The sequence below is a fragment of the Mesorhizobium sp. WSM4904 genome, from assembly GCF_029674545.1.
Taxonomy (GTDB): domain Bacteria; phylum Pseudomonadota; class Alphaproteobacteria; order Rhizobiales; family Rhizobiaceae; genus Mesorhizobium.
Genome location: NZ_CP121354.1, coordinates 212,090 through 236,136, shown reverse-complemented (window position 1 = coordinate 236,136; position 24,047 = coordinate 212,090). Strand labels below are relative to the sequence as shown.

The 24,047-nt window shown below is 64.8% G+C and carries 23 protein-coding genes; 10 read left to right on the top strand and 13 right to left on the bottom strand.

The features are described from left to right. Positions 1–212 precede the first annotated feature (212 nt). The 4 genes from QAZ47_RS01090 to QAZ47_RS01075 all read right to left on the bottom strand — a co-directional run bounded on the left by QAZ47_RS01090 (position 213) and on the right by QAZ47_RS01075 (position 4,478). On the bottom strand, positions 213–1,163 hold the full coding sequence (locus tag QAZ47_RS01090) for a carbohydrate ABC transporter permease (RefSeq protein ID WP_278075262.1): 951 nt from the start codon (positions 1,161–1,163) through the stop codon (positions 213–215). After that, the gene (locus tag QAZ47_RS01085; RefSeq protein WP_278232199.1) at positions 1,160–2,107 is read right to left on the bottom strand and encodes a sugar ABC transporter permease; all 948 of its coding nucleotides are present in this window, start codon (positions 2,105–2,107) and stop codon (positions 1,160–1,162) included. The genes QAZ47_RS01090 and QAZ47_RS01085 overlap by 4 nt, the downstream gene beginning before the upstream one ends. Before the next feature lie 107 nt (positions 2,108–2,214). After that, entirely contained in the window at positions 2,215–3,546 is a 1,332-nt protein-coding gene (locus tag QAZ47_RS01080; RefSeq protein ID WP_278232198.1) for an ABC transporter substrate-binding protein, read from the bottom strand. A gap of 242 nt (positions 3,547–3,788) precedes the next feature. Further along, positions 3,789–4,478 (bottom strand): PIG-L deacetylase family protein, encoded by a 690-nt coding sequence (locus QAZ47_RS01075; protein WP_278232197.1) that lies wholly within the window; start codon positions 4,476–4,478, stop codon positions 3,789–3,791. A 25-nt stretch (positions 4,479–4,503) separates the two neighbouring features. Between QAZ47_RS01075 and QAZ47_RS01070 the strand changes: the two genes are divergently transcribed. The 5 genes from QAZ47_RS01070 to nhaA all read left to right on the top strand — a co-directional run bounded on the left by QAZ47_RS01070 (position 4,504) and on the right by nhaA (position 11,795). After that, a complete protein-coding gene (locus QAZ47_RS01070; protein WP_278232196.1) occupies positions 4,504–5,394 on the top strand; it encodes a DMT family transporter in 891 nt (296 codons plus the stop codon). A gap of 56 nt (positions 5,395–5,450) precedes the next feature. Beyond that, a complete protein-coding gene (hrpB, locus tag QAZ47_RS01065; protein ID WP_278232195.1) occupies positions 5,451–7,913 on the top strand; it encodes an ATP-dependent helicase HrpB in 2,463 nt (820 codons plus the stop codon). A gap of 381 nt (positions 7,914–8,294) precedes the next feature. Beyond that, positions 8,295–9,620: an ActS/PrrB/RegB family redox-sensitive histidine kinase gene (locus tag QAZ47_RS01060; protein ID WP_278232194.1), complete on the top strand. Its 1,326-nt coding sequence runs from the start codon at positions 8,295–8,297 to the stop codon at positions 9,618–9,620. A gap of 105 nt (positions 9,621–9,725) precedes the next feature. Next, the gene (locus tag QAZ47_RS01055; protein WP_278075268.1) at positions 9,726–10,289 is read left to right on the top strand and encodes an ActR/PrrA/RegA family redox response regulator transcription factor; all 564 of its coding nucleotides are present in this window, start codon (positions 9,726–9,728) and stop codon (positions 10,287–10,289) included. 321 nt (positions 10,290–10,610) lie between these two features. Then, complete coding sequence (nhaA, locus tag QAZ47_RS01050) at positions 10,611–11,795, top strand: Na+/H+ antiporter NhaA (RefSeq protein WP_278232193.1); 1,185 nt, start codon at positions 10,611–10,613, stop codon at positions 11,793–11,795. 96 nt (positions 11,796–11,891) lie between these two features. Here the strand turns inward: nhaA and QAZ47_RS01045 are convergent, their stop codons facing one another. The 3 genes from QAZ47_RS01045 to QAZ47_RS01035 form a co-directional block, all read right to left on the bottom strand. Further along, the gene (locus QAZ47_RS01045; RefSeq protein WP_278232192.1) at positions 11,892–12,392 is read right to left on the bottom strand and encodes an MmcB family DNA repair protein; all 501 of its coding nucleotides are present in this window, start codon (positions 12,390–12,392) and stop codon (positions 11,892–11,894) included. A 114-nt stretch (positions 12,393–12,506) separates the two neighbouring features. Beyond that, complete coding sequence (locus QAZ47_RS01040; protein WP_278232191.1) at positions 12,507–12,683, bottom strand: hypothetical protein; 177 nt, start codon at positions 12,681–12,683, stop codon at positions 12,507–12,509. Continuing rightward, positions 12,680–13,417 (bottom strand): hypothetical protein, encoded by a 738-nt coding sequence (locus tag QAZ47_RS01035; protein ID WP_278232190.1) that lies wholly within the window; start codon positions 13,415–13,417, stop codon positions 12,680–12,682. Before QAZ47_RS01035 ends, QAZ47_RS01040 begins: the two co-directional genes overlap by 4 nt. A gap of 280 nt (positions 13,418–13,697) precedes the next feature. Here QAZ47_RS01035 and QAZ47_RS01030 point away from each other — a divergent pair, with 280 nt between their 5' ends. Then, on the top strand, positions 13,698–14,663 hold the full coding sequence (locus QAZ47_RS01030; protein ID WP_278232189.1) for a helix-turn-helix domain-containing protein: 966 nt from the start codon (positions 13,698–13,700) through the stop codon (positions 14,661–14,663). 18 nt (positions 14,664–14,681) lie between these two features. On the opposite strand, the gene cueR is transcribed toward QAZ47_RS01030, so the two are convergent. After that, complete coding sequence (gene cueR / locus QAZ47_RS01025) at positions 14,682–15,086, bottom strand: Cu(I)-responsive transcriptional regulator (protein ID WP_278205100.1); 405 nt, start codon at positions 15,084–15,086, stop codon at positions 14,682–14,684. 226 nt (positions 15,087–15,312) lie between these two features. Here cueR and QAZ47_RS01020 point away from each other — a divergent pair, with 226 nt between their 5' ends. After that, the gene (locus tag QAZ47_RS01020) at positions 15,313–15,930 is read left to right on the top strand and encodes a L,D-transpeptidase (protein ID WP_278232188.1); all 618 of its coding nucleotides are present in this window, start codon (positions 15,313–15,315) and stop codon (positions 15,928–15,930) included. Between the two features lie 138 nt (positions 15,931–16,068). On the opposite strand, the gene QAZ47_RS01015 is transcribed toward QAZ47_RS01020, so the two are convergent. The 4 genes from QAZ47_RS01015 to trpS form a co-directional block, all read right to left on the bottom strand. Then, positions 16,069–16,638: a NifU family protein gene (locus tag QAZ47_RS01015; protein ID WP_278232187.1), complete on the bottom strand. Its 570-nt coding sequence runs from the start codon at positions 16,636–16,638 to the stop codon at positions 16,069–16,071. A 146-nt stretch (positions 16,639–16,784) separates the two neighbouring features. Then, entirely contained in the window at positions 16,785–18,953 is a 2,169-nt protein-coding gene (locus tag QAZ47_RS01010; RefSeq protein WP_278232186.1) for a glycogen debranching N-terminal domain-containing protein, read from the bottom strand. A 309-nt stretch (positions 18,954–19,262) separates the two neighbouring features. Next, on the bottom strand, positions 19,263–19,754 hold the full coding sequence (locus QAZ47_RS01005; protein WP_126096486.1) for a universal stress protein: 492 nt from the start codon (positions 19,752–19,754) through the stop codon (positions 19,263–19,265). Positions 19,755–19,857: 103 nt separating this feature from the next. Then, positions 19,858–20,925, bottom strand: coding sequence for a tryptophan--tRNA ligase (gene trpS / locus QAZ47_RS01000; RefSeq protein WP_278232185.1), 1,068 nt, complete (start codon positions 20,923–20,925; stop codon positions 19,858–19,860). A gap of 173 nt (positions 20,926–21,098) precedes the next feature. Between trpS and QAZ47_RS00995 the strand changes: the two genes are divergently transcribed. The 3 genes from QAZ47_RS00995 to QAZ47_RS00985 all read left to right on the top strand — a co-directional run bounded on the left by QAZ47_RS00995 (position 21,099) and on the right by QAZ47_RS00985 (position 22,464). Continuing rightward, on the top strand, positions 21,099–21,725 hold the full coding sequence (locus QAZ47_RS00995; protein WP_278232184.1) for a LysE family transporter: 627 nt from the start codon (positions 21,099–21,101) through the stop codon (positions 21,723–21,725). Positions 21,726–21,814: 89 nt separating this feature from the next. After that, positions 21,815–22,060 carry a type II toxin-antitoxin system VapB family antitoxin gene (locus QAZ47_RS00990; protein WP_278205092.1) on the top strand — a complete coding sequence of 82 codons (246 nt, stop codon included), beginning with the start codon at positions 21,815–21,817 and terminating at the stop codon, positions 22,058–22,060. Further along, a complete protein-coding gene (locus QAZ47_RS00985) occupies positions 22,060–22,464 on the top strand; it encodes a type II toxin-antitoxin system VapC family toxin (protein ID WP_278232183.1) in 405 nt (134 codons plus the stop codon). The genes QAZ47_RS00990 and QAZ47_RS00985 overlap by 1 nt, the downstream gene beginning before the upstream one ends. Here the strand turns inward: QAZ47_RS00985 and murJ are convergent. Further along, entirely contained in the window at positions 22,439–24,046 is a 1,608-nt protein-coding gene (gene murJ, locus QAZ47_RS00980) for a murein biosynthesis integral membrane protein MurJ (RefSeq protein ID WP_278232182.1), read from the bottom strand. The two genes, QAZ47_RS00985 and murJ, sit on opposite strands and share 26 nt — an antisense overlap. Between the last annotated feature and the right edge of the window lies 1 nt (position 24,047).

Genomic DNA, 24,047 nt, shown 5'->3' with positions numbered 1-24,047 from the left:
TCCTCCCGTCCTTCTCCCCGTTTAGGGGGAGAGATGGTTGCCAAGTGGTTCCCCAACTCCGTCGCTGCTTCGCAGCGCCGCCTCTCCCCCCTCCGGAGGGAGAGGAAAGGAGCCTGGCTGAATGAAGTTCGCGCCCTTCCTCTCCCCCGTCGATCGGGGAGAGGTGTCGAGCGAAGCTCGACGGAGTGGGGGTCGAGTTATTCCCACATCAATCATTTGCGCACCGCGCCGAAGGTGATGCCGCGCAGCAATTGCTTGCGGAGCAGGATGGTGAAGACGAGGATCGGCACCAGGAAGATCGTCGTGCCCGCGGCCACCGCCGGCCAGTCCTGGCCGCCTTCGCCGATGATGGTCGGGATGAAGGGCGGCGCGGTCTGCGCCGTGCCGGAGGTCAGAAGTGCGGCGAACGCATATTCGTTCCAGGCGAAGATAAGGCAGAAGATGGCGGTCGCAGCGATGCCGGTCGTGGCCTGCGGCAGCACGGTGCGCCAGAAGGCCTGCAGCCTCGTATAGCCGTCGATCATCGCCGCTTCTTCATACTCGCGCGGGATCTCGTCGATGAAGCCCTTGAGCAGCCACACGGCCAAAGAGACGTTGACCGCGGTGTAGAGCAGGATCATGCCGAGCGCGGTGTCGGAGAGGCCGAGCTCGCGGTACATCAGATAGATCGGGATCGCCACCGCGATCGGCGGCATCATGCGCGTCGACAGGATGAAGAACAGAAGGTCGTCGGCGAGAGGCACCTTGAAGCGCGAGAAGCCATAGGCCGAGAGCGTGCCGAGGAACACCGCGCAGAAGGTCGAGCCGAAGGCGATGATCAGCGAATTGACGAAGCGCGGCAGGAAGTTCGACGGCCCTGCGATCACCATGTTGCGCTTGCGTACCGTCTCGTCGCAGAAGCCGGTCGCCGGTCCGAGCGAGTTGATATATTCCGGCGTCTGCCTTGTGCGGGTGGTGAACAGGTTGCAATAGCCCTCGATGCTGGGCTGGAAGACGATTTTCGGCGGATAGGCGATCGAATCCGGCGGCGTCTTGAAGCTGGTGGCGAAGATCCAAAGCAGCGGCACGATCGAGACCAGCGCGTAGCCGACGACGATCGCGCCGGCGATCCGCTTCGAGTTCGCCGAAGGCGCGACGACGGAATGGGCGGTGGTCAGGCTCATCTCTGCTTCACCTTGTTGAGCGCCTTGACGTAGATGTTGGCCAGCCCGAACACCGCGACGAACAGGATGATGGCGAAGGCCGAGGAATAGCCGGTGCGCCAGCTCTCGAAGGCCTGCCGCTTCAACGTGATCGAGGCGACCTCGGTGGTCGAGCCCGGCCCGCCGCCGGTCAGGAGATTGACCATGTCGAACATCTTGAAGTTCTCGATGCCGCGGAACAGCACCGCCAGCATGATGAAGGGCAGCGCCATCGGCAGCGTGATCGACCAGAACTGCCGCCAGTTGGAGGCGCGGTCGACTTCGGCCGCCTCATAGATGTATTCGGGGATGGAGCGCAGGCCGGCGAGGCAGATCAGCATCACGTAAGGCGTCCACATCCAGGTGTCGACGATGATGATCGCCCACGGCGCGAGCTCGACATTGGACAGCATCTGCACATTCGTCGGCGGAATGCCTGTGACGAAGGAGACGGCATAGGCGAACAGCCCGATCTGCGGCTCGTAGAGGAAGCGCCAGAAATTGCCGACCACCGCCGGCGACAGCATCATCGGCACCAGGATGATCGTCGTCCAGAAGGCATGGCCGCGAAACTTGCGGTCGATCAGCCAGGCCAGCGTGAAGCCGATCACCGTCTGCAGGAGGATCGTCCAGAACACGAAATGCGCCGTCGTCTGCATGGCGATCCAGATGTCCTGATCGCCCAAGATGCGCCGGTAATTGGCAAGCCCCAGATTCTTCACCACCTCGTTCGGCCGGTTGGCGCGGTAGTTGGTGAAGGAGAGATAGATCGCCCAGAACAGCGGGAAGATGTTGATGGCCAAAAGCAACAGGATCGTCGGCGAGATGAACAGCCAGGCGAGGCCCTTGTCGCTGATGCCCCGGATCCTCCTGGCCAACGGCTCCGGTGTCGCCCGGGCAACGTTGTCCGCAGTCCGATTGAGCATGGTTAGTCCTGCTTCGGTCACGGGTCAGTCTCGGCGATGGAATTTATCTGAACTGCGTCCCGTGCCAAGGGCGGCACGGGACGCCTCGATCAAGCTCGGGAGGAGCCTTACATCTTGCCGTCGTCCTGGAAGATCTGCGTCCAGTCCTTGACCAGTCCGTCGAGCGCGTCCTTGGCCGAGCCCTGGCCGGCGACGACATAGTCGTGGAAGCGCTTCTGCGAGGCCTGTAAGAGCGGCGCGTAGCTCGGTTCGGCCCAGAAGTCCTTCACGATGGCCATCGAGTCGAGGAAGGCCTGCGCATAGGGCTGGCTGGACGGGAACTTCGGGTCCTTGACGACGGAGTTCAGGCAGGAATAGCCGCCGAGCGACCACCATTTCGCCTGCACGTCCTTGTTGGCGAACCACTTGATGTATTTCAGCGCCGATTCCTGCTTGTCGGAATAGGAAACCACCGAGATGCCTTGACCGCCGAGCTGGGCGAACTGGTCGCCGTCGGGACCTTTCGGGTTGACGAAGTAACCGATCTTGTCGCCGCCGACATTCTCGTCCTTCTGCAGGCCCGGCCAGGTGAAGGCGAAGTTCATATGCATCGCCACCTGTCCGGATTTGAAGGCGTCCACGCCTTCGCCCATGTAGGCATTGGAGGAACCAGGAGGCGTGCAGCAGTCATAGAGCGCCTTGTAGAATTCCAGCCCCTTCACCGATTTCTCGGAGTTGACGAAACCTTCCATCTCGTAGGGCTTCTTCGGGTTCTCGTACTGGAAGCCATAGCTGTAGAGCACGTCCATGGCGCCCATGGTGATGCCTTCCGAGCCGCGCTCGGTATAGATCGAGGCGCCGTAGACCGTCTTGCCGTCGATCTGCCGCTTCTGGAAGAATTCGGCGATCTGCTTCAGCTGGTCGAAGGTGGTCGGCGGGGCGAGGTCCCAGCCATATTTCTCCTTGAACTCCTTCTGCAGCTCGGGCCGCGAGAACCAGTCCTTGCGATAGGTCCAGCCGACGACGTCGCCCATGGCCGGCAGCGCCCAGTAGTTCGGCGTGTTCTTCGGCCATTCCGAATAGCCGACCACCGTCGCCGGCACGAAATCGTCCATGCTGATCTTCTCCTTGTCGAAGAAGTCGTTCAGCTTGACGTAGTGGCCGTTCTCGGCCGCGCCGCCGATCCACTGGCTGTCGCCGATGATCAGGTCGCAGAGCTTGCCGTGCGAGTTGAGCTCGTTGAGGAAGCGGTCGGCATAGTTGGTCCACGGCACGAATTCGAATTTCATGCCGATGCCGGTTTCCTTGGTGAAGTCCTTGGACAGTTCCACGAGCGCGTTGGCCGGATCCCAGGCCGCCCAGCAAAGCGTCAGGTCTTCCGCATGCGCGACGTTCGAGATGGCGGTCGACGCGGTGATCGCCGAGGCCAGTCCCAACGCCAGTTTCCAGGTCGATTTCATGCCTTACCTCCCATTTGCGAAACGCGTCCGGATGACGGTTTCAAAAGCCCTCGACCCTCGCTCCTCCGAGGGCCCAAACATGACGCGCGATGCGTCGCCGATGTTTAGTAATTTGTTTAGTGATGCTCTTTTTACTAAACAACGCAAGTGAATTCGTTGCTGCGTCGCAGCATGGCGAAAGCGATGCTTGAAATCGTTGGGAAATAACCGCCGGTCGCTCCGACCGGTCGTTCGTCAGCCGGCTACTTGGCGCTCTTCGTGCTGACCGTCACCGGCAGGATCGGCGGCGCCGGCGGCAGCAGTTCGCGGATGTCAGCAAAGGGGAAGACCGGCTCGAAGCGGAAAGCCTCGGCCAGCGCGCCCGGCGCGCCGTTGCACTGGCCGGCGCGGAATTCGTTCTGCGTGCGTGCGCTGGCGACGAAACGCTCGGGATCCTGCGAGCGATGCGCGCGGATCGCTTGCGCCATGATGTCCCAATGGGCGGAGATGTCGACGTAATGCGTCGGCGAGAAGCCAGTGCCGCCGAGCGTGTCGGCATGCAATGCCGGCACCGCGAAGGACGCCGCGATGCGCACGCCGTCGGACAGCGCGCGATGGTCGCCATGATAATCGTTGGGCGCATGGGTGATGGCAAGGTCGGGCTTCACCTCGGCGATCAGCGCCTTCAGCGCCGCAATGAGCGCGGCATCGGCAACCAGTGCCCCGTCGGGGAACTCGAGGAACCGCGGCGTGACGCCGAGCAGGCCGGCCGCCATGGTCGCCTCTTCGCGGCGTGCGCGGACAAGTGCCGCGGGGTCGTCCTTGCCGCCCTTGGCGCCGTCCGTGGCTATCGCAAAAGTGAGCTCTGCGCCTAGCGCCGCATAGGCGGCGAGCGTACCGAACATGAATATCTCGATATCGTCGGGATGGGCCCCCAGTGCCAGTACCTTCACTTGCTTCTCTCCCGGAAATCGAAACGTGCCGAACGGAATCCTGCTCGCCCTGATCGCCTATGCAAGCTATTCGTGCAGCGATGCCGTCATCAAGAGCCTGGGCGGGCAGTTCACGGTCTTCGAGATAGGCTTCTTCGTAACCTTGTTTGCCGGCTGTTTCCTGTTCTTCACCCGTCCGGCCGATGAGCGATGGCGCGACTTCTGGCGCACCAAACGCCCATGGGCCGTGCAGGCTCGCGCCTGGGCCGGCATCGCCTCGGGTGTGCTCAGCGTCTATGCCTTCACCACCATCCCGCTGGCCGAAGTCTATGCGCTGATCTTCCTGGCGCCGTTGCTGGTCACCATCCTCTCGACCGTCATCCTGAAAGAGCGCGTCGGCCCCTGGCGGTGGCTTGCCGTCGCCGCCGGTTTCGCCGGTGTCATGCTGGTGGTGCGGCCGGGCTTTCGCGAACTCCATCTCGGCCATCTCGCCGCCTTCGCGAATGCCTTCCTCGCCGCCACCAGCGTCATCCTGATGCGTTCGCTTGCCCAGCAGGAAAGGCGTACCACGATCCTCGGCGCGCTGGTCGGCTATGGCCTGCTGTTCAACGGGGTCGGCACGGCCGCGACGTCGTTCTCGCTTCCCAATCTGGGCCAACTGGTCTGGCTGATCCTGGCCGGTGTCTTCACCGCCGGCGGACAATTGCTGCAGCTGCTTGCCGTCAAATACGCTCCCGCCAACCGGATCGCACCAACGCATTATTCGCAGATCGTCTGGGCGGTTATCCTCGGCGCGCTGTTCTTCAAGGAATACCCAGACTGGCTGTCGTTGGTTGGTCTGGCGGTGGTCGGCGGCTCCGGCCTGCTGACGATGGTGCGGGAGGAAGTGCGGCTCGGCACCGTGCGCTGGAACCCATTTTCGCGAACAAGGCTTTGACCGGTCGCCTGTCTCACACGTTGCGCGGCGACTGCGACGGCTGATATGCGGACGCGATGACGATGAAACCCTTGCCGGAACTTCCGGTCACAGCCGTGCTGCCGGCGCTCGGGCAAACACTTGCCGGGCGCAACAGCGCCGTGCTTGTGGCGCCGCCCGGCGCCGGCAAGACGACGCTGGTGCCGCTGGCGCTGCTCGACGCGCCCTGGCTTGGCGCGGGCCGGATCGTGCTGCTCGAGCCGCGCCGGCTCGCCGCCCGCGCCGCCGCCCACCGCATGGCCGAGCTGCTCGGCGAGGAGCCCGGCGGCACTGTCGGCTATGCGATGCGCATGGAGAACCGCACCTCGGCGCGGACAAAAATCCTCGTCGTCACCGAAGGCGTGCTGTCCCGCATGATCCTCGACGATCCGGAACTGCCCGGCGTTTCGGCGGTGATCTTTGACGAATTCCACGAGCGCTCTCTCGACGGCGATTTTGGGCTGGCGCTGGCGCTCGACGTGCAGGGGGCGTTGCGGCCGGACCTGCGCCTGCTGGTCATGTCGGCGACGCTCGACGGCGCGCGCGTCGCCAGGCTTCTTTCCGGAGCGCCGGTGATCGAGAGCGAGGGCCGAGCCTTCCCGGTCGACATCCGCTATGACGAGCGGCCGGCCGGCACGGCCGTCGAGGACGCCATGGCCAAGGCGGTCCGTTTCGCTCTTGGCACGGAGCAGGGCAGCGTGCTCGCTTTCCTGCCGGGACAGCGCGAGATCGAGCGCACGTCCGAGCGGCTCGAAGGCAACGTCGCGGCTGACACCGATATCGTCCCGCTCTACGGCCAATTGGACAACAGGATGCAGGACGCGGCAATCAAGCCGGCGCCGCCCGGCCGCCGCAAGGTGGTGCTGGCGACGTCGATCGCCGAGACCTCCATCACCATCGACGGCGTGCGCGTCGTCATCGATTCCGGCCTGTCGCGCCTGCCGCGCTACGAGCCGGCGAGCGGCCTGACGAGGCTGGAGACCGTGCGCGTCAGCAGAGCTTCCGCCGACCAGCGCGCCGGCCGCGCCGGGCGAACGCAGCCGGGCGTCGCCATCCGGCTGTGGCGCGCCGAGCAGACGGCAGCACTCCCCGCCTTCACGCCGCCGGAAATCCTCGAGGCCGACCTTTCCGGCCTGCTGCTCGACTGCGCCGCTTTTGGCGTAGCGGATCCGACGAGCCTCTCATTCCTCGATCCGCCGCCGGCGCCCGCGCTCAACGAGGCGCGGGTGCTGCTCGAGGCGCTGCACGCCATCGACACTGCCGGTCGCTTGACGGAGGCGGGCGCGGCGATGCGCAAGCTGGCGCTGCCGGTGCGGCTCGCGCATATGGTGGCGGAAGCGGCAAAGACGGGCCAGGCGCTGGAAGCGGCGACGCTTGCCGTGCTGCTCACCGAGCGCGGGCTTGGCGGCGACAGCGCCGACCTCGAGCGCCGATTGATGCGCTTTCGCACCGAAAAATCGCCGCGCGCCAATGCCGCCCGGCAGCTTGCCGAGCGCCTGGCCAGGCAGGCTGGCGACCGAAAGGCCGACACGCCGGCCGCGGCCGGTGCGTTGCTGATCCATGCCTGGCCGGATCGCGTCGCGAGGGCGCGCGGCGAACGCGGCCGCTTCGTGCTCGCCAACGGTTCCGGCGCGATGGTCGACGCCGCCGATCCGCTCGCTGGCGAGACCTGGCTGGTCGTCGCCGACCTTCAGGGCAAGGCGCAGAACGCCCGCATCACCGCCGCCGCGCCCGTCGACGAGGCCGATATCCGCGCGGCGCTCGCCAACCGCATCGAGACGAAACGGGAAGCCAACTTCGACCGCGAGCGACGCGCCGTGCGTGTGCGCGAGACTGCACGCCTCGGCGCCATCACGCTTTCCGAGCGCATGCTGCCGGCGCCGTCGGGCGCCGATGCCGACCGCGCCATCCTCGATGCCTTGCGCAAGCATGGCCTGGCGCTGCTCGACTGGGGCAAGGAGGCGGAGACGCTGCGCCAGCGGCTCGGCTGGCTCCATCGCGGCCTCGGCGCGCCCTGGCCGGACGTCTCGGACCAGGTGCTTATCGATCGGCTCGACGATTGGCTGCTGCCTTTCCTTGCCGGCGAGGCCTCTTTCGCGGCGATCGAGCCGGCCACGCTCGCGGCAGGGTTGATGTCGCTGGTCCCGCACGAGCTGCAGCACAAGGTCGATGCGCTGGCGCCGACCCATTTCGGCGCGCCCTCGGGCAGCCATGTGCCGATCCGATATGACGGCGAATGGCCGGTTCTGGCGATCCGCGTGCAGGAGTTGTTCGGCCTCGACAAACATCCGGCGATCGCCGGCGGCACGGTGCCGCTGACGCTCGAGCTGTTGTCGCCGGCGCACCGCCCGATCCAGACGACACGCGATCTGCCCGGCTTCTGGCGCGGCTCCTGGGCGGACGTGCGCGCAGACATGCGCGGTCGCTATCCCAAGCATGTCTGGCCGGAAAACCCGCTGCTTGCCGCCGCCACCAGCCGCGCCAAGCCGCGCGGGGCATAGGTTCGTGCCGCTTTCGGCGGGCCATTCGCGTTAGTGGGCAACGCGCGTTGGCGATTGGCGCAAATGCCCATCACTTCGTCATCCACGGGCGGAGCAAGGAGCGTAGCGACGCGCGTAGGCCCGAGGATCCATTCCGTGACTTCCAAGCGTTGCGACGGTTCAGAATTCTGCTCCGCAGCATTCTAAGGTCAAGGTAACGGAATGGATCCTCGGGTCTGCGCTCCGCTTCGCGTCGCTCCGCCCGTGGATGACGAATCGCGAGAGGCCCCGGCCAATCACCAAGCGCCCGTGATGGTGAACCGAAACACCGGGTGCCAGCCAGTCAAGGCGCCTTTACAGCGCTACTAGCGCTTACCCTCCTGCGGCTATAATCGTAAGTCGATGATCAACATTCTGCGCGCACCCGATTCCCAACAGAGCCAGCGGCTGCGGCTCAACACGCTGATCCGTCTGCGCTGGCTGGCCATCGTCGGCCAGAGCCTCACCGTTCTCGTGGTGGCCTACGGGCTGGAATTCCCGCTGCCGGTCTCGATGTGCTTCGCGCTCATCGCCTGCTCGGCCTGGATGAACCTCTGGCTGACCTTCCGCTATCCGGCGGCACATCGGCTGACCCCGCTCTCCGCCTTTGCCATTCTCACCATCGACAGCCTGCAACTCGCCGGCCTGCTCTACATGACCGGGGGGCTCACCAACCCGTTCTCGGTCCTGCTCTCGGTGCCCGTCGTCATCTCCGCCGCTTCGCTGCCGCTGCGGCTCACCGCGGTGCTCGGCGCGCTGGTCATCGCGGCGGCCACGCTGCTTGTGTTCTTCCACCTGCCGCTGCCCTGGTACGGGGGTGCGCCGCTGCCGATGCCCTTCATCTATGTCGCCGGCATGTGGATGGCGGTGTTCGCCTCGATTGCCTTCACCGCGATCTATGCCTTCCGCGTCGCGGCGGAGGCGCGGCTGCTCGCCAATGCGCTCGCCGCCACCGAGCTGGTCCTGCAGCGCGAGCAGCATCTCTCCGCGCTCGACGGCCTCGCGGCGGCAGCCGCACATGAGCTCGGCACGCCTTTGGCCACCATCACCGTCGTCGCCAAGGAAATGGAAAAGGCGCTCGGCCAGGATGCGAAATTCGGCGAGGACGTGAAGCTGCTGCGTTCGCAGAGCGAGCGTTGCCGCGAGATCCTGAAGCGGCTGACCAGCCTGTCTTCGGAGGGAGAGGCGCATCTTTCGCGCCTGCCGCTGACTTCCCTGGTCGAGGAGGTGACGGCCCCGCATCGCGATTTCGGCATCACGATCCAGCTGCGTCCCGGCGAGCGTATCGGCCCGGAACCGGTCGGGCAGCGCAGTCCCGGCGTGATCTACGGGCTCGGCAACCTCGTAGAGAACGCCGTCGACTTTGCCAAGAAGACGGTTACCGTCAGCTGGAACTGGGATAGCGAGGAGGTCTCTTTCTCCATCACGGACGACGGACCGGGGTTCCCGCCGGAAATCATCGACCGCATCGGCGAGCCATATATGTCGACGCGCCAGGGCACGGAGGCCGGCGGCGGCCTCGGCCTCGGGCTTTTCATCGCCAAGACCCTGCTGGAGCGCTCGGGCGCCACGATCGATTTCCGCAATTCGAGCGGGCTCGGCGAAGGTGCGGTGGTGCAGATCACCTGGCCCAGAAGCGTCTTCCTCAATCAGGAGCAGGTGTCCGCCTCCATCTTCGACAATGCCTGAGCCTTGCGCCTGCTGCATGGCAGGTCTGTTGCCGGCTGTAAAAATTGGACATTGCTGTTGCGGAATTGTATCTGCGTAAAAGTAAGGCAGTAGGATGCTGATGAAATGAGCGCGGACGAAACCACTGGCGCAATGGTTGAGGGCGAGGACACCTCGCTGCTGATCGTCGACGACGACAAGCCGTTCCTCACCCGGCTTGCCCGCGCCATGGAAACCAGGGGCTTCCTGGTCGAGACGGCGGAGAGCGTGGAAGAGGCCGTCGCCAAGGCTCGCGCCCATCCGCCAGCCTATGCGGTGGTCGACATGCGGCTGGGCGACGGCAACGGCCTCGACGTGGTCGCCGCCATCCGCGAGAAGCGCGACGATGCGCGCACCATCATCCTGACCGGCTACGGCAATATCGCCACAGCGGTGACGGCGGTAAAGCTCGGCGCCATCGACTATCTGTCCAAGCCCGCCGATGCCGACGACGTTTTCGCCGCGCTCACGCGCACCGCCGGCGAGCGTGCCGCGCCGCCCGAAAACCCGATGTCGGCCGACCGCGTGCGCTGGGAGCATATCCAGCGCGTCTACGAAATGTGCGACCGCAACGTCTCCGAGACCGCGCGCCGGCTCAACATGCACCGCCGCACCTTGCAGCGCATACTAGCCAAACGCGCGCCTCGGTGAACCAGCGTCGTCATCCTAGGGCGAAGCAGGAGCGAAGCTCCGTCGCGAAGACCCTAGGATCCATTCCGTGACGCCGGCCGAAGAATGCAGCGGTGCAGAATTCTGCACCGTTGGCACCGCTCCGATATAACGGAATGGATCCTCGGGTCTGCGCCGCGTCGCTTCGCTCCTTGCTTCGCCCGTGGATGACGAAGGGGTGGGCATTTCAGCTAATTTTCGAAGCCTGCGCTGCCGTGTAAATCGTAAGCCTTGCATCGCCACTGACGCTGCGCATCATTGGACTACAGGTTTCCGGCCAACAGGCTGAGTTAGGGAGATCCCATGCGCGACGAGCGGCCGAAATCGATCCTGCGCGAATTCCTCGACGGCGAGGCGGCCGGCGGCATCATTCTGATGGCCGCCGCCGCGCTGGCGCTCATCGTCGCCAATTCGCCGCTCGCCGAAACCTATTTCGCAGTCCTCCACGCCTATCTCGGGCCGCTCAGCGTCTCGCACTGGATCAATGACGGGCTGATGGCGGTGTTCTTCCTGCTGGTCGGCCTGGAGATCAAGCGCGAGATGCTGGACGGCCAGCTCTCGACCTGGCCGCACCGCGTGCTGCCGGGCATCGCCGCCGCCGGCGGCATGCTGGTCCCGGCGCTCGTCTATGTCGCCGTCAACCGCGACAACCAGGCGGCGCTGTCCGGCTGGGCGATCCCCACCGCCACCGACATCGCCTTCGCGCTCGGCGTGCTCTCGCTGCTCGGCAGCCGCGTGCCGGCCTCGCTGAAAGTGTTCCTCACCGCCTTGGCCATCATCGACGATCTCGGCGCGGTCATCATCATCGCGCTGTTCTACACCAGCGGCCTGTCGCTCGCCTATCTGGCGGCGGCCTTCGCGGCTATCGCCGTGTTGATCGCGCTCAACCGCATGCGGGTGATGAACCTCTTGCCCTATCTCGTGATAGGCGCGGTGCTGTGGGTGCTGGTGCTGAAATCGGGAGTGCATGCAACGCTTGCCGGCGTGGCGCTGGCGCTCACCATTCCGCTCGAGCGCTCGCCCGGCATAGGCCACGATGTCGAGCATTCGCCGCTGCACCGGCTGGAGCACGGCCTGCACAAGCTCGTGCCGTTCATCGTCATCCCGATCTTCGGCTTCGCCAATGCCGGCGTCTCGCTCGGCGGCCTGAGCGTCTCCGCCTTGGTCGAACCGCTGACATTGGGTGTCGCGGCGGGCCTGGTGCTCGGCAAGCTGGTCGGCGTGTTCGGCTCCTCGGCAATCGCCATCCGGCTCGGCCTTGCCGACCTGCCGGCCCATGCCGGCTGGCTGCATATGCTGGGCATTTCTCTTCTGTGCGGCATCGGCTTCACCATGAGCCTGTTCATCGGCCTGCTCGCCTTCGCCAACGACGCAGCACTCCAGGACGCGGTGAAGGTCGGCATCCTTGCCGGCTCGCTGGTGGCCGCGCTGCTTGGCACGGCGGTCCTGCTCACCGCTCCGGCGGCGGCCGAAGAGGACGTGGGATAGGCTGCTTCGCCCCCTCATCCGGGCGCCGGCGCCGACCGTCTCCTCTCCCCTCGGGGAGAGGTCGCCCGAGCGTAGCGGAGGGCGGGTGAGGGGCTGCTACTCGCTCTCGCCGTCAAGCGCCGGCACCGCCACGCCGGCGAGCTCCGCCGCCAAGAGCCGCGCCGCGCCGGCCCGCGCGATCCTCAGCATCAGCGCCTTGCGCGTCGCGGCCGCCATGCGATGCTCCGGCGCCTCGCGCAGGATCTCGGCGCCGTAGCCGTCGGAGAGGATGAAGCCGCATTCCTCGGGAAAAATCTCCTGCGGCACGCCGGGATGCGTGGCGAAGAAGAAGCGGTCGGAGTGGAGCCGGTAGTCCGGCCATTTGCGGTCGACGCGAAAATCCTCGATCGAGGATTTGATCTCGATGATCCAGATGTCGCCCTGGCGGGTCAGCGCGACGAGATCGGCGCGCCGGCCGGTGGCCAGGGACAGCTCAGGCAGCACATGCGCGCCCATTTCTTTCAGCAGGCGCTGCACGCCGCGCCGCACCAGCATGGCTCGCTCGGACTGACGGCCGTCGATCAGCGGGTTGATGGGAATCGGAGAAACGAGTGGCATGGGAGACACCATGCCAGATTTTGTTCACGGTTTGAACCCCTGGGTTCGAGGCATCTCGATCGATACAAGGCGCGCTTTCGCGTCTCTCGCATGCCGGGTTCTGAAGAGAAAAAGCTAAAAGCGGTAGTTCATTCCGAGCCGCACTACGTCATAGGCGCTTTTGAACCGGACGTCGATGAAGGCATCGCCGACGGCCGGGCTTTGAGCGGCGAGATGGACTTTTGGGCGACCGAGATCGACATGCAGATATTCAGCTTTGAGAGTCACGCGGGGGGGAGAGCGCATATTCAAGACCTCCGCCGACGGACCAGCCGGCGGTCACGTGCGATGCCTTCCCGGCGAAGCAGGTGGTATGGCCTGGGCAAACCATTTTCGTGGCGAATGTCGGATCGTCGAATGTCCATCCCGCATCGCCGACGATGGAAACCGACGCCGCCGATCTGGTCTGGCCATAGGCCAAGCCTCCAGTTGCGAAGACCAGCAGGGCGCTCGTCTGGCAAGTAGCCGACCCGGCCGCGCGCCGTGCCGAACCAGTCGAGCCGTTGCGACGAACTCGCGCCAAGCCTGACGCCTTGGGGGCCTTTGTCGGGCTCGACATATTCGGTGCCGCCCCTGATGCCGGACAACTGAAGGTCGGTTTCAAGGCCGACCAGCCAGCTGGAGGAGACTTGCCAGTTGTGTCCGAGTTGCACACCGCCGGAGACGCCGGAGGCGGTGAAGGATTGCGTATAAACCAGCGGCTGGCTGAAAGGATCAAACTCAGGGTCGAGATTATAGGCATAGGCCATCAGGTTTTGAACAAATTCCGTACCTGCCCCAGGCCCCATTCCGGTCGTCCAGTAGTCGGACAGGCCGTCGCCTGTGAAAGCCGCCCTGGTGCGGCCCCAGCCGTAGCCGAGATTGACGCCGCCGTACCATCCACTCCAATCATAGACGGCTGCCGCGACAGGGGTAGGTTCCGCCGTGCTCACGTCGTCGGCCAATGCTCCCATCGGCAGAATGCTCGCGATCGCGATGCCGCCCACAAACAAAAGTCTCATGCAAAAGTCCCCAAGTTATCTTTCGCAGGCAGCCATGGCTGATTTCGCGACCACCGTCTTGGATGCAGAGGCCTTGGTTTTGGACGAACGGGCTCAGCGTGAGATGGGCTCGGGATGTGGCGCCGCTGCAACAAGCGGCCGCACAGATGAATGCGGCTTGGACCGGCTGGCCGTGAGGTTGGACGGTGGGGCCTTACCGTTTCTTTTGGCCGGTTCCCAGGTGCGATGGCCGTGATAGTGTTGGATCGGTCAACTGATTTTGCCAATGCAGAAGATCGATTTTTCGTCGGACAGCCTGCCAGCCCATCTGAGCGACAGGGATCGCTTTCGCCTATGGCGCGACATGTGGATGGAGCAATTGGGCGCGGCCGAGATCAGGCATGCCGAGGACAAGCCGTTCGCCACGGCCACGAAGATGCGCTTTCTTGGCGATCTGCGCGTCGGCCTGTTCGAGACGACGACCGAATATTACGTGCGCACGCGCAAGCACGTCGCCAATGACCGCGACGAAATCTTCGTGGGGTTTTATCGCAGCCCCAAGCCGCAGGTGTGGTCCGTCGCCGATTGCGATCTTTCGCTGCAGCGGGGCAACGCGATCGCCTACAACATAGCGCAACCCTGCAGCAGCTTTACCGACGGTGTCACCTCCTGGGTTTTGGCCTCCGTTCCCAGAACATGGCTGCTCCGGCAGGTGCCGCATGCCGACGATCGCCCGGCGACGCGGCTCGACCCGGCAAATCCCGCCGTGCGGCATCTGGAACGCACGATCGACTTCCTGATCCACGCCGACGAGGTGGACGAGGAGCAGGCGCTCTCGCGGCAAGCCGGAACGGCGCTCGCCGATTTGATCGTGCTGGCGCTTGGAGGCAATGGCGAGGTTGCGGAAATCGCCGCCTCGCGCGGGTTGCGCGCGGCGCGCCTGCGCGAAGCCATAGCGGTGATCGAGGCTCGCTTCGCCGATCCGGCCCTGTCGACGGACATGGTGGCACGCGCGGTCGGCCTGTCGCGCCGCTACCTGAACACGCTTCTTCTGGAAAGCGGCCGCACCTTCGCCGAGCGCGTCCTGGAGCTGAGGCTGCAAAAGGCGTGCGCCATGCTGTCCGACATCCGCAACGACGCGATGAAGGTAAGCGACATCGCGCTCGCAGCCGGCTTCAACGACGTGTCCTATTTCAATCGGCGATTCCGGGCTCGTTTTAGCGCATCGCCCACGCAATATCGCGGCGGATAGGGTGGGCCGCCGATCCTGTCAGGCGGACACCTTATCGACCACCCCCGCCATGTCATCCAGTATCGGACACTCCGGCCGGTCGTCGCCGTGGCAGGCGTGGATCAGCCTCTGCAGCGTCGCGCGCATCGACTGCAGCTCGCGCACCTTTACCTCGATCGCCCTGACATGGGCGCTGGCGATTTCCCGGACGTCGTGGCTGGCGCGGCCGCGGTCCTGATAGAGCGCCATCAGCTGCCTGCAATCGTCGATTGAAAAGCCGAGGTTGCGCGCGCGGCGCAGAAAGGCAAGCCGGTGGACGTCGTCGCGAGAGTAATCGCGGTAGCCGTTCTCGGCCCGGGCCGGCCGGATCAGGCCGATCTCCTCATAGTAGCGGATGGTCTTGGCCGGCAGGCCGGAACGTTCGGCGGCATCACCGACATTCATGGCGCTCTCCTTGGTCTCCGGCAGCCCTTCCGGCCGCCCCATTGATTTTGCTTCATAATCCTGTGAGCCCTGTTGCCGAAATGCCGCAGTTCGGCACTTACCGGCAGGGAAGGTCTTGCATATAGGCAGTGCGCGCTTGGCAAGCAAAAGAAATGCCAGCATGAATGATGGCGACAAGGCGGCCGACTCGCGCCGCTGATATTAAGGCAGGGCGTCGGACCTATTCATGCGCTTGAAGTCGTTTGCAATCGTCGCCGCCCTTGCGCTGTCGACCGCGATCAGCGGCTGCAGCACCATCGGCGGGCAATTGTTCACCAACAACTATGGCGCGATGACCGATGCCGGCTATCATCTGCCGCGCATCCCGATCGAGAAGGTTCCCGCCCGCTACCACCGCCAGGAAGTGCGCTACGACACTTCGGAAAAGCCGGGCACCATCATCGTCGACACCCAGAACAAGTTCCTCTACTTCGTCGAAGGTGACGGCATGGCGATACGCTACGGCATTGGCGTCGGCCGTGAAGGCTTCGAATGGCACGGCACCGCTCATATCGCGCTGAAGCGCGAATGGCCGACCTGGACGCCGCCGGCGCCGATGATCAAGCGCCAGCCCGAGCTCGCCAAATTTGCCGGCGGCATGGACCCCGGTCTGATGAACCCGCTCGGCGCGCGCGCCATGTATCTTTTCAACAAGGGCGGCGACATGGGCTACCGCCTGCATGGCAGCCCGGAATGGTTCTCCATCGGCAAGGCGATGTCGTCGGGCTGCATCCGCCTGATGAACCAGGACATTATCGATCTCTACGACCGCACATCGGTCGGTGCCAAGGTCATCGTGATGTGATCGCGATGACCATGGACAAAAGCTTTCGTGCGCGGACCGTCTAGGCAACAACAAGACGTCCACAGACAGAAAACCGGGCTGTTGGGGCCCGGTTTTTTGTTTTTGGCGGCTTATACGCAGCAGACGCTGCGAAAACGATCAGGCGACCTGCTCGACGTGCTCCACCTCGGGGACGAAGTGCCGCAAAAGGTTCTGGATGCCGTGCTTCAGCGTCGCCGTCGAGGACGGGCAACCGGCGCAGGCGCCCTTCATATGCAAGAACACGGTGCCATTCTCGAAGCCGCGGAAGGTGATGTCGCCGCCGTCCTGCGCCACTGCTGGGCGAACCCTGGTGTCGAGCAGTTCCTTGATGGTCAGCACCAGCTCCTCGTCCGCCTTGTCGTAGAACTCTCCGGTCTGGCCGGCCTCGCCCGAAGGAGCGGCCGAGGCCATGACCGGGGCGCCGGACATGAAATGCTCCATGATGGCGCCGAGGATCGCCGGCTTCAGGTGCTGCCAGTCCGGGCCGTCCTTGGTCACGGTGATGAAGTCGTAGCCGAAGAAGACGCCGGTGACGCCGGGAATCTCGAACAGCCGGCCGGCCAGCGGCGAGGCCTCCGCGGCGGCATCGGCGTCGCGGAAATCGGCGGTGCCTTCGCGCAGCACTTCCTTGCCAGGCAGGAACTTCAGCGTCGCCGGGTTCGGCGTCGATTCGGTCTGGATGAACATGGGTATCTCCAGGCCCTTCCCGGGCCGATAGTTTGGAATAGTTCTAAATAGGCTCTATCGGCTGGACATTCAAGCGAAACGCGTCGCCCGTATGGCTGGCTGGCGGAATGTTTTTGCCCGGACGGAACACTTCGGCCAAGCAGGCCTTATCCTCCGACTTCCACGCTGAGTCGTCCACTCGTCCTCTGGATGTTCACCTCGGCTCCGTCGGCCGTCCGCCGGAATTCGAGGTCGGCGCTTGCCTCCCCGACGCGCAGCCCGTGAAGCGCGATGCGATTGACGAAATCGGGCAACCGCGGCCGCGCGATCCGAAGCTTGCTTGCAAAGGCATCGGGTTCCAGGCCGAGGCAGGTGGTCACCAGGAACGGCACCGCTCCCGCCGCCCAGGCTTGCGGGTGGCACGCCACCGGATAGTGCACCGGCACCTGAAAATCCTTGCGCGGAAAGCCCGCCATCGCCTCGGGCAGTCGGTGGTGGCGGAAGTGCATCGCCGCCTCGGTGATGGCGGTGAAGATCCGCAGCGCGGCTTCGTCCTCGCCATATCGTCGGCAGCCGGCTGCCAGCAGCGCGTTGTCGTGCGGCCAGACGGTTCCGAGATGGTAGCCTACGGGATTGTAGCGCCGCTCCGCGGTCGAAAGCGTGCGCACGCCCCAGCCGCCGAACATGTCGTCCTGCATCAGCCGACGCACGGTTCGGCGGCCCTTCCCCCGATCCGCAATGCCGGTCCACAGCGCATGCCCCGGATTTGAGGAAACGACCCCGAGCCGACGCCTCCGCGCTTCGAGCGCCAGGGCAAAGATACCCTGGTCCTCGCACCAGAAGTCGCGGTTGAACCATGCCCGAAGCCTTTCGGCCTCGCCGCGAAGCTCCCTGGCGCGATCGCGTCTCCCGATACGCTCGTAGAGGTCGGCGATCGCGTGTTTGGCGGCAAAGACGTAGCCCTGCACCTCGACAAGCGCGATCGGCGGCTTGGCGATAGCGCCGTCGGTCCTGACGATCGCATCGGCCGAGTCCTTCCATCCCTGATTGATCAGGCCGCTCTCCGAGGTGCTCCGGTATTTGAGATAGCCTTCGCCATGGTCGTCTCCGGCCCTGGCGATCCAGCCCAGCGCTCTTTCCACGGGCTCCTGCAGCTCGCGAAACAGCCCGAGGTCGCCCGTCCATGCCGCATAGCGGCCGAGGAGCAGCAGGAAGAGCGGGGTCGCGTCCACCGTGCCGTAGAACCTGGCATGCGGGACATTGCCTGCCCCGGCGAGCTCGCCGACGCGCAGCTCATGCAGGATCTTGCCGGGCTGCTCCTCACGCCATCGATCCGTTCGACGTCCCTGATAGCTGGCGAGAAGACGCAGCGTCTGGGCGGCGATCTCCGGCTGAAAGGCGAGCATCTCGAGCGCGACGATCAGGCTGTCGCGCCCGAAGAGGGCGACGAACCACGGCACGCCGGCGGCAAAATACTCCCTGTTGCCGAGATCGGATCTGAGCATCGCCAGGTCGCGCAGCGAGCGTTCCACGATGCGGTTGAGCAGCAGGCTGTCGCTATAGAACTTCGTGTGCCGTTCCAGCCATTCCTCGGAACCCGCCTGAAGGTTTCCCGCAAGATTGTCGAGCGCGACCGTCGGCTGCTGGTTCAAGCGATTGGCTTCGGCCTCTTCCGAGCATTCGTTCAGCTCTATGGTGACGGCGATGCTCCGCGTTTCGCCTGCCGGCACATCGATCCGGAACTCGGCCGTTGTTTCATGCGTGGCATCGGGTTGAGGCGAGAAGGCGATCGTCGCCGCCCTGCGCAGCCGGTCGGCGCCGTGATGGACAAAATGCAGCCTGCCCTCCCGCCAGGAGGCCCGCTGAGGCTTGCCGAGGTCCTGCCGCACCAGCCCGCGCACGTTGAAGATATCCTCGAACCCGGCGCGGAAGTGCAAGGTCAGCGGAAAGCCATGCGCCTGGTGTCCGAAATTCTGGATGGTCATGACCTCCCGCACGCATGTTTGCCGCGCATCGAGAATGCGTTCCCAGCGGATGCCGAGCTCGTCCTTGGGGATCGATTGTCCCTGCTCCACCTCGAGGTCCGGATTGGTCAGCTCAAAAAGCGCCGCGTAGCCCTTTTGCGCGGTCGAGGCCAGCACGATCGGCTCCAGGCCGGCCAACGCCATCCGATAGCCGCCGAGGAAGCGGCAGTCGTGGAAATAAAGTCCGAAGCCGTGTTCGCCTTTCAGGGGGATCTGCGCGTCGGAAGCGACGACATAGTAGAGATCGAGGCTCTTGACGGTCACCGCGCCGGCGATGCTGTCGACCATGGCCGGATGGCGCTTCGCGAGCACACGATGCCTGCGTCCTTGCCGCGCATGAGGCACCTGCCGGGCTTCTTGCTGCGTCCGCGCAGGCTGCAAGCTGGTCCGAGCCGCCGATTTGGCGGCAGTCTCCTGCGGTTTCGATGTACCGCTCCGGCTCGTCTTCCGGCTTGATTCGTCCATCAGCGCTCCATTTGGAATTGTCGCTGCCGTGACGATTCCAAATGGCGCGCTGCCGGCACAGGCCAAGGGTCGGTGTCGGCTACGGGCTGGTCGATAACATCGATGTGTATTTGCGGCCCCGCGGGCCTCAAATCGGACAGGAAGGCCTTCGCAAAATCAGGCCAGGCTCTCGATTTCCTCGTCGGAGAGGTTCTGCGGCACCACCGTGACCGGGATCGGGAAGGCGGCGCCCCGCCCGGCCACGGCGCTCACCAGCGGTCCCGGACCTTCCTTGCCGGCGCCGGCCGCCAGCACCAGGATGGCGATGTCCTGGTCTTCCTCGATCAGCTTGTGGATCTCTTCGGTCGGCTTGCCCTCGCGCACCACCAACTCGGGCTCGATACCGACCTTCTGGCGCACCTTGTTGGCGTAGCTGTCGAGCGCCGCGCGAGCGGTCGCGTTCGCCTCCTCGCGCATGATCTTTTCGACCCCCAGCCAATGCTGGAAATCGTCCGGCTCGATCACATAGAGCAGCACCAGCACGCCGCTGGTGCTTTGCGCCCGCTTCGAGGCGTAGGCGACGGCGCGCTCGCATTCCGGTGTGTCATCGATGATCGCCAGGAACTTGCGGCGATGCCCGGCTTCACGGCTGAGGCGTTTGGAGACCATGTCTATCTGCTCGGTATCAATTCGGCCGCAATCTGCCACCGCCACGGACCGGCGGCAAGCCGCCGGCCGGCATGGCGATGGAAGTCACGGGGCAGGAGCGCGATCAGTCCTGCAGCAGGCCAATGATGTCGCGCACCGTCTTCATCGTGCCTTCGGCGATCGCGCGGGCGCGCTCGCCGCCATCCTTGAGCACGGCGTCGACATAGGCGCGGTCGCCCTCGATGCGGCGCATCTCGGAGGCGATCGGCGCCAGCTTTTCCACCGCAAGGTCGGCCAGCGCCGGCTTGAACACGGAAAACTGCTGGCCGCCATATTCCTTCAGCACGTCGGCCTTGGAGATTTCGGCGAGGCCGGCATAGATGCCGACCAGGTTTTCCGCTTCCGGCCGGCTTTCCAGCCCTTCGAGCTCGCTCGGCAAGGGCTCCGGATCGGTCTTGGCCTTGCGGATTTTCTTCGAAATGGTGTCGGCATCGTCCGTCAGGTTGATGCGCGACAGGTCCGACGGATCGGATTTCGACATCTTCTTCGAGCCGTCGCGGAGGCTCATGATGCGCGCTGCCGGACCGCCGATCACCGGCTCGGTGATCGGGAAATAGCCGTTCACCGTCTCTTCGCCGACCTGCATTTCGACACCGACGCCGAGAGCCGCGATGCGCTCGGAGAAGTCGTTGTTGAATTTTTGCGCGATGTCGCGGGTCAGTTCCAGATGCTGCTTCTGGTCCTCGCCCACCGGCACATGCGTGGCCCGATAGAGCAGGATGTCGGCCGCCATCAGGCTCGGATAGGCGAGCAGGCCGAGCGAGGCGTTCTCGCGGTCCTTGCCGGCTTTGTCCTTGAACTGCGTCATGCGGTACATCCAGCCGATGCGCGCCACGCAGTTGAAGATCCAGGCAAGCTCGGCATGCTGGATAACCCGCGACTGGTTGAAGACGATGTGCTTCTTGGGATCGATGCCGGAGGCGAGGAACGCCGCCGTGATCGAACGCGTCTGGTCGCCGAGGTCTTGATGGACGAGCTGCGCTGTCAGCGAATGCAGGTCGACGACGCAATAGATGCAGTCGGACTGTTCCTGGAGGGCGACGAATTTCTTGATGGCGCCGAGGTAATTGCCGAGATGCAGGTTGCCGGTCGGCTGGACGCCCGAAAAGACGAGTGGCTTGAAGGCGGTCATGATGTCCTCATGGCTTGTGGAGGGCCGTTTCGCGCGCGGCGAAAGTCTTGCGACGGCGCGCTTATGGACGAAGGTTCATGCGGGATCAAGAGGCCCGATCCATGACTTCGGTTGGCTCTAGCCAGTCGGAATTGAAGTGGCCTAGCATTGTCGTGTCGTTTGGGGTTCTCATCATGCTTTCGCATCTGCTTGCCGTGGCGTCCGTCTGGTCGGTCGCGGCGGTTTCGCCCGGGCCGAACTTTTTGATGACGGCGCGGATAGCGGTGGCGCGCTCGCGCGGCGCGGGCTTTGCCGCCGTCTGCGGCATCGGCATCGCCACCGCCATCTGGGGCGTCTGCGGGCTTGCCGGCATCAAGGCGCTTTTCCTGGCAGCACCTTGGGCCTTTGCAGCGTTGAAGCTCGCCGGCGCCGGCTACCTCATCTATTCGGGCATGAGGCTGATCGTGCTTGCCGAAAAGCGCGGCACGGCGGATGCCGCGCTGGCTGTCGACGGCAAGAAATTCTCGACCGGGCGCGCCTTCTGGATCGGTCTTGCCACCAGCCTTGCCAATCCGCGTTCGGCGCTTTCGGTGGCCAGCATCTTCGCCGTCGCCTTGCCGGCACAGCCCTCGCTGACGCTCGGCGTCGCGTCGGTCGCGCTGATGGTGGCGATCTCGGTCGGCTGGTATGCCTGCGTGGTCTGGCTGTTCGCGGCCGAAGTCGTTTCGAACGGCTATCGGCGGCTGCGCCGCGCCATCGATCGCTTTGCCGGCGGCCTGCTCATCCTGTTCGGCGCAAAGCTGGCGCTGGAGCGCGGGTAAGGTCCAGGCTGAACCGGCCCGCCGCATGTTGATTTCTTTTTGTTGCCTGCTACATTAAGTAAGCTACACAATCGATGTGGGCGCTCGCGATGACCATCAACATCAGTAACAAAGAAGCGGATAGTCTGACGCGCGCTTTCGCCAGGGTCGAAGGTGTCGGCATTACCGAGGCTATCGTGATCGCCATGCGCGAAGCCCTGGAGCGGCGCCGCAATCGCGAGACGCCGCTGGAAACGGCGGCAAGGCTGCGCGCCGAATTCGGGATCAAGCTCAGCGAGCGGGCGCGCAACCCGCTGCCGCGCTCGGTCTATGACGAGCTTTCCGGCGAGAACTGATGTTCGTCGACGCCGCCGCCATCGTCGCGATGCTGAGCAACGAAGCCGAGGCCGAGCGCTGTGCGCGGGCGGTTGTTGATACGTCGACCCCGTTCACTTCGGCGATCGCCATGTGGGAGGCCGCGATGGCGCTCGCGCGGCCGGAAAAGCTGGCCATACCTGTTGCGAGGAGCGCGGAGATCGTGAGCCGCTTCCTTGAAGAACGGGCCATTGCCTTGCGCGAGCTTCCGCCCGCGCCCGAGGCAGCATCGCTGTCCGTCGAGGCCGCGTCGCGGTATCGCAACAACGCCATCCGTCTGAATATGGCCGACTGCTTCCACTACGCTTGCGCGCGCTACTACGCCGTTCCGATGCTCTCTACGGCCGACGAATTCAGGCTCACGGATCTGGAGACTGTTCCGTGACCGGCGGCACTGCCTTCGCCTCGCCGCGCCTGATGTTGCGGCGGATCATGCCGAAATCGGCCCCGCCGGTGCCGAAGGCGGTGATGAAGTAGAGTGCCGCCCCGCCGCCGACGAGCGCGAACAGCGTCGTCGCCTTGACCACCAGCGGTGAGCCCGGTCCGAGCTTTGCCGCGAAATAGTGCTCGGCGAAGTAGAGCGCCGCAGCCATCACCACCGCCGAAAGCACCAGCCGCGGAATGCGCTTCAACAGCGGTATGTCGCGGCCCCAATGGCCGCGCCGGATTAGCATGCCGAGCAGCATCAGCGCGTTGACCCAGCCGGCTATCGCCGAAGCGACCGCGATTCCCGGCGCGCCCATGAACGGGAAAAGTGTCAGCGCGGTGGCGACGTTCACGCCGACCGAGATGGCGGCGAAGATCATCGGCGTGCGCGTGTCCTCGCGCGCGAAATAGCCGGGCGTGAAGGCCTTGATCAGCACGAAGGCCGGCAGGCCGAGGCCGAAGATCGCCAGGATCGAGGCGACGATCGGTGTCGAGTGGTTGGCGGCGAAGGCGCCGCGCTCATAGACCAGCCGAACGATCGGTTCCGACATCACCCAAAGCGCCGCCGCGGCAGGCAGCGTCATGAACAGCGTGAACTCGACCGAGCGGTTCTGCAGGTTGGCGGCCTCGATCAGATTGCCCGATTTCAGCGCTCGCGACAGTTCCGGCAGAAGCACGATCGCCACCGCGACGCCGACGACACCGAGCGGCAGCTGGTAGATGCGGTCGGCATAGGCGAGCGACGACACGGCGCTGTTCTGCCCCGAGGCGATCGCAGTGCCGATGAGCTGGTTGATCTGGGTGATGCCGCCGGTGATCGCCGCCGGCAGCGCCAGGATCAGGAGCCGCTTGACGTTCGGCGTCATCTTCGGCCGGCGGAAGCCGATCGAGATGCCGGCATGGCGCACCGCCACCCAGACGATTGCGAGCTGCACGATACCCGCCGCCAGCACGCCCCAGGAAAGCCCGAAGCCGACGTCATGCGCGTCCGCCCCATGATACCAGGCATAGCCGAGCACGCCGATCAGGATGATGTTGAGGAAAGCGGGCGCGATTGCCGCCGCGAAATAGCGGCGCAGCGAATTCAGCATGCCCGCCATCATGGCGCCCAGCGACATGCAGATGAGATACGGGAACATGATCGTCGCAAGCCGGACAGTCGTCTCGAACTTGCCCGGAATGTCGGCGAAGCCCGGCGCCACCAGGTAGCGCACGATCAGCGGCATCGCCAGTTCCATGGCGATGGTGAGCGCGAGCAGCGCCGAGAACAGCACGCCGAACACTTCCTCCGAAAAGCGCTTGGCGCCGTCGGTGCCGTGCGTCTCGATCTCCTTGGCGAAGAGCGGCACGAAGGCGGCGTTGAAGGCGCCCTCGGCGAACAGCCGGCGGAAGGTGTTGGGGAACTGGAAGGCGGCGTTGAAGGCGTCGGCGACCGGCCCGGTGCCCAGCGCCGCCGCCATCAGCATCTCGCGGCCGAAACCAAGCGCCCGGCTCATCAGCGTGCCGGAAGCGACGGTGGCGAATTTCTTGACAAGGCTCATG

Coding starts and splice junctions, on each gene's coding strand:
- QAZ47_RS01020 (WP_278232188.1), top strand. CDS start 15,313: ATGCGCTTGAAGTCGTTTGCAATCGTCGCCGCCCTTGCGCTGTCGACC.
- QAZ47_RS00995 (WP_278232184.1), top strand. CDS start 21,099: ATGCTTTCGCATCTGCTTGCCGTGGCGTCCGTCTGGTCGGTCGCGGCG.
- QAZ47_RS01090 (WP_278075262.1), bottom strand. CDS start 1,163: ATGAGCCTGACCACCGCCCATTCCGTCGTCGCGCCTTCGGCGAACTCG.
- trpS (WP_278232185.1), bottom strand. CDS start 20,925: ATGACCGCCTTCAAGCCACTCGTCTTTTCGGGCGTCCAGCCGACCGGC.
- QAZ47_RS01005 (WP_126096486.1), bottom strand. CDS start 19,754: ATGGTCTCCAAACGCCTCAGCCGTGAAGCCGGGCATCGCCGCAAGTTC.
- QAZ47_RS01030 (WP_278232189.1), top strand. CDS start 13,698: ATGCAGAAGATCGATTTTTCGTCGGACAGCCTGCCAGCCCATCTGAGC.
- QAZ47_RS01080 (WP_278232198.1), bottom strand. CDS start 3,546: ATGAAATCGACCTGGAAACTGGCGTTGGGACTGGCCTCGGCGATCACC.
- nhaA (WP_278232193.1), top strand. CDS start 10,611: ATGCGCGACGAGCGGCCGAAATCGATCCTGCGCGAATTCCTCGACGGC.
- QAZ47_RS00985 (WP_278232183.1), top strand. CDS start 22,060: ATGTTCGTCGACGCCGCCGCCATCGTCGCGATGCTGAGCAACGAAGCC.
- QAZ47_RS01060 (WP_278232194.1), top strand. CDS start 8,295: ATGATCAACATTCTGCGCGCACCCGATTCCCAACAGAGCCAGCGGCTG.
- QAZ47_RS01085 (WP_278232199.1), bottom strand. CDS start 2,107: ATGCTCAATCGGACTGCGGACAACGTTGCCCGGGCGACACCGGAGCCG.
- QAZ47_RS01045 (WP_278232192.1), bottom strand. CDS start 12,392: ATGCCACTCGTTTCTCCGATTCCCATCAACCCGCTGATCGACGGCCGT.
- QAZ47_RS00990 (WP_278205092.1), top strand. CDS start 21,815: ATGACCATCAACATCAGTAACAAAGAAGCGGATAGTCTGACGCGCGCT.
- murJ (WP_278232182.1), bottom strand. CDS start 24,046: ATGAGCCTTGTCAAGAAATTCGCCACCGTCGCTTCCGGCACGCTGATG.
- QAZ47_RS01015 (WP_278232187.1), bottom strand. CDS start 16,638: ATGTTCATCCAGACCGAATCGACGCCGAACCCGGCGACGCTGAAGTTC.
- hrpB (WP_278232195.1), top strand. CDS start 5,451: ATGACGATGAAACCCTTGCCGGAACTTCCGGTCACAGCCGTGCTGCCG.
- QAZ47_RS01055 (WP_278075268.1), top strand. CDS start 9,726: ATGAGCGCGGACGAAACCACTGGCGCAATGGTTGAGGGCGAGGACACC.
- cueR (WP_278205100.1), bottom strand. CDS start 15,086: ATGAATGTCGGTGATGCCGCCGAACGTTCCGGCCTGCCGGCCAAGACC.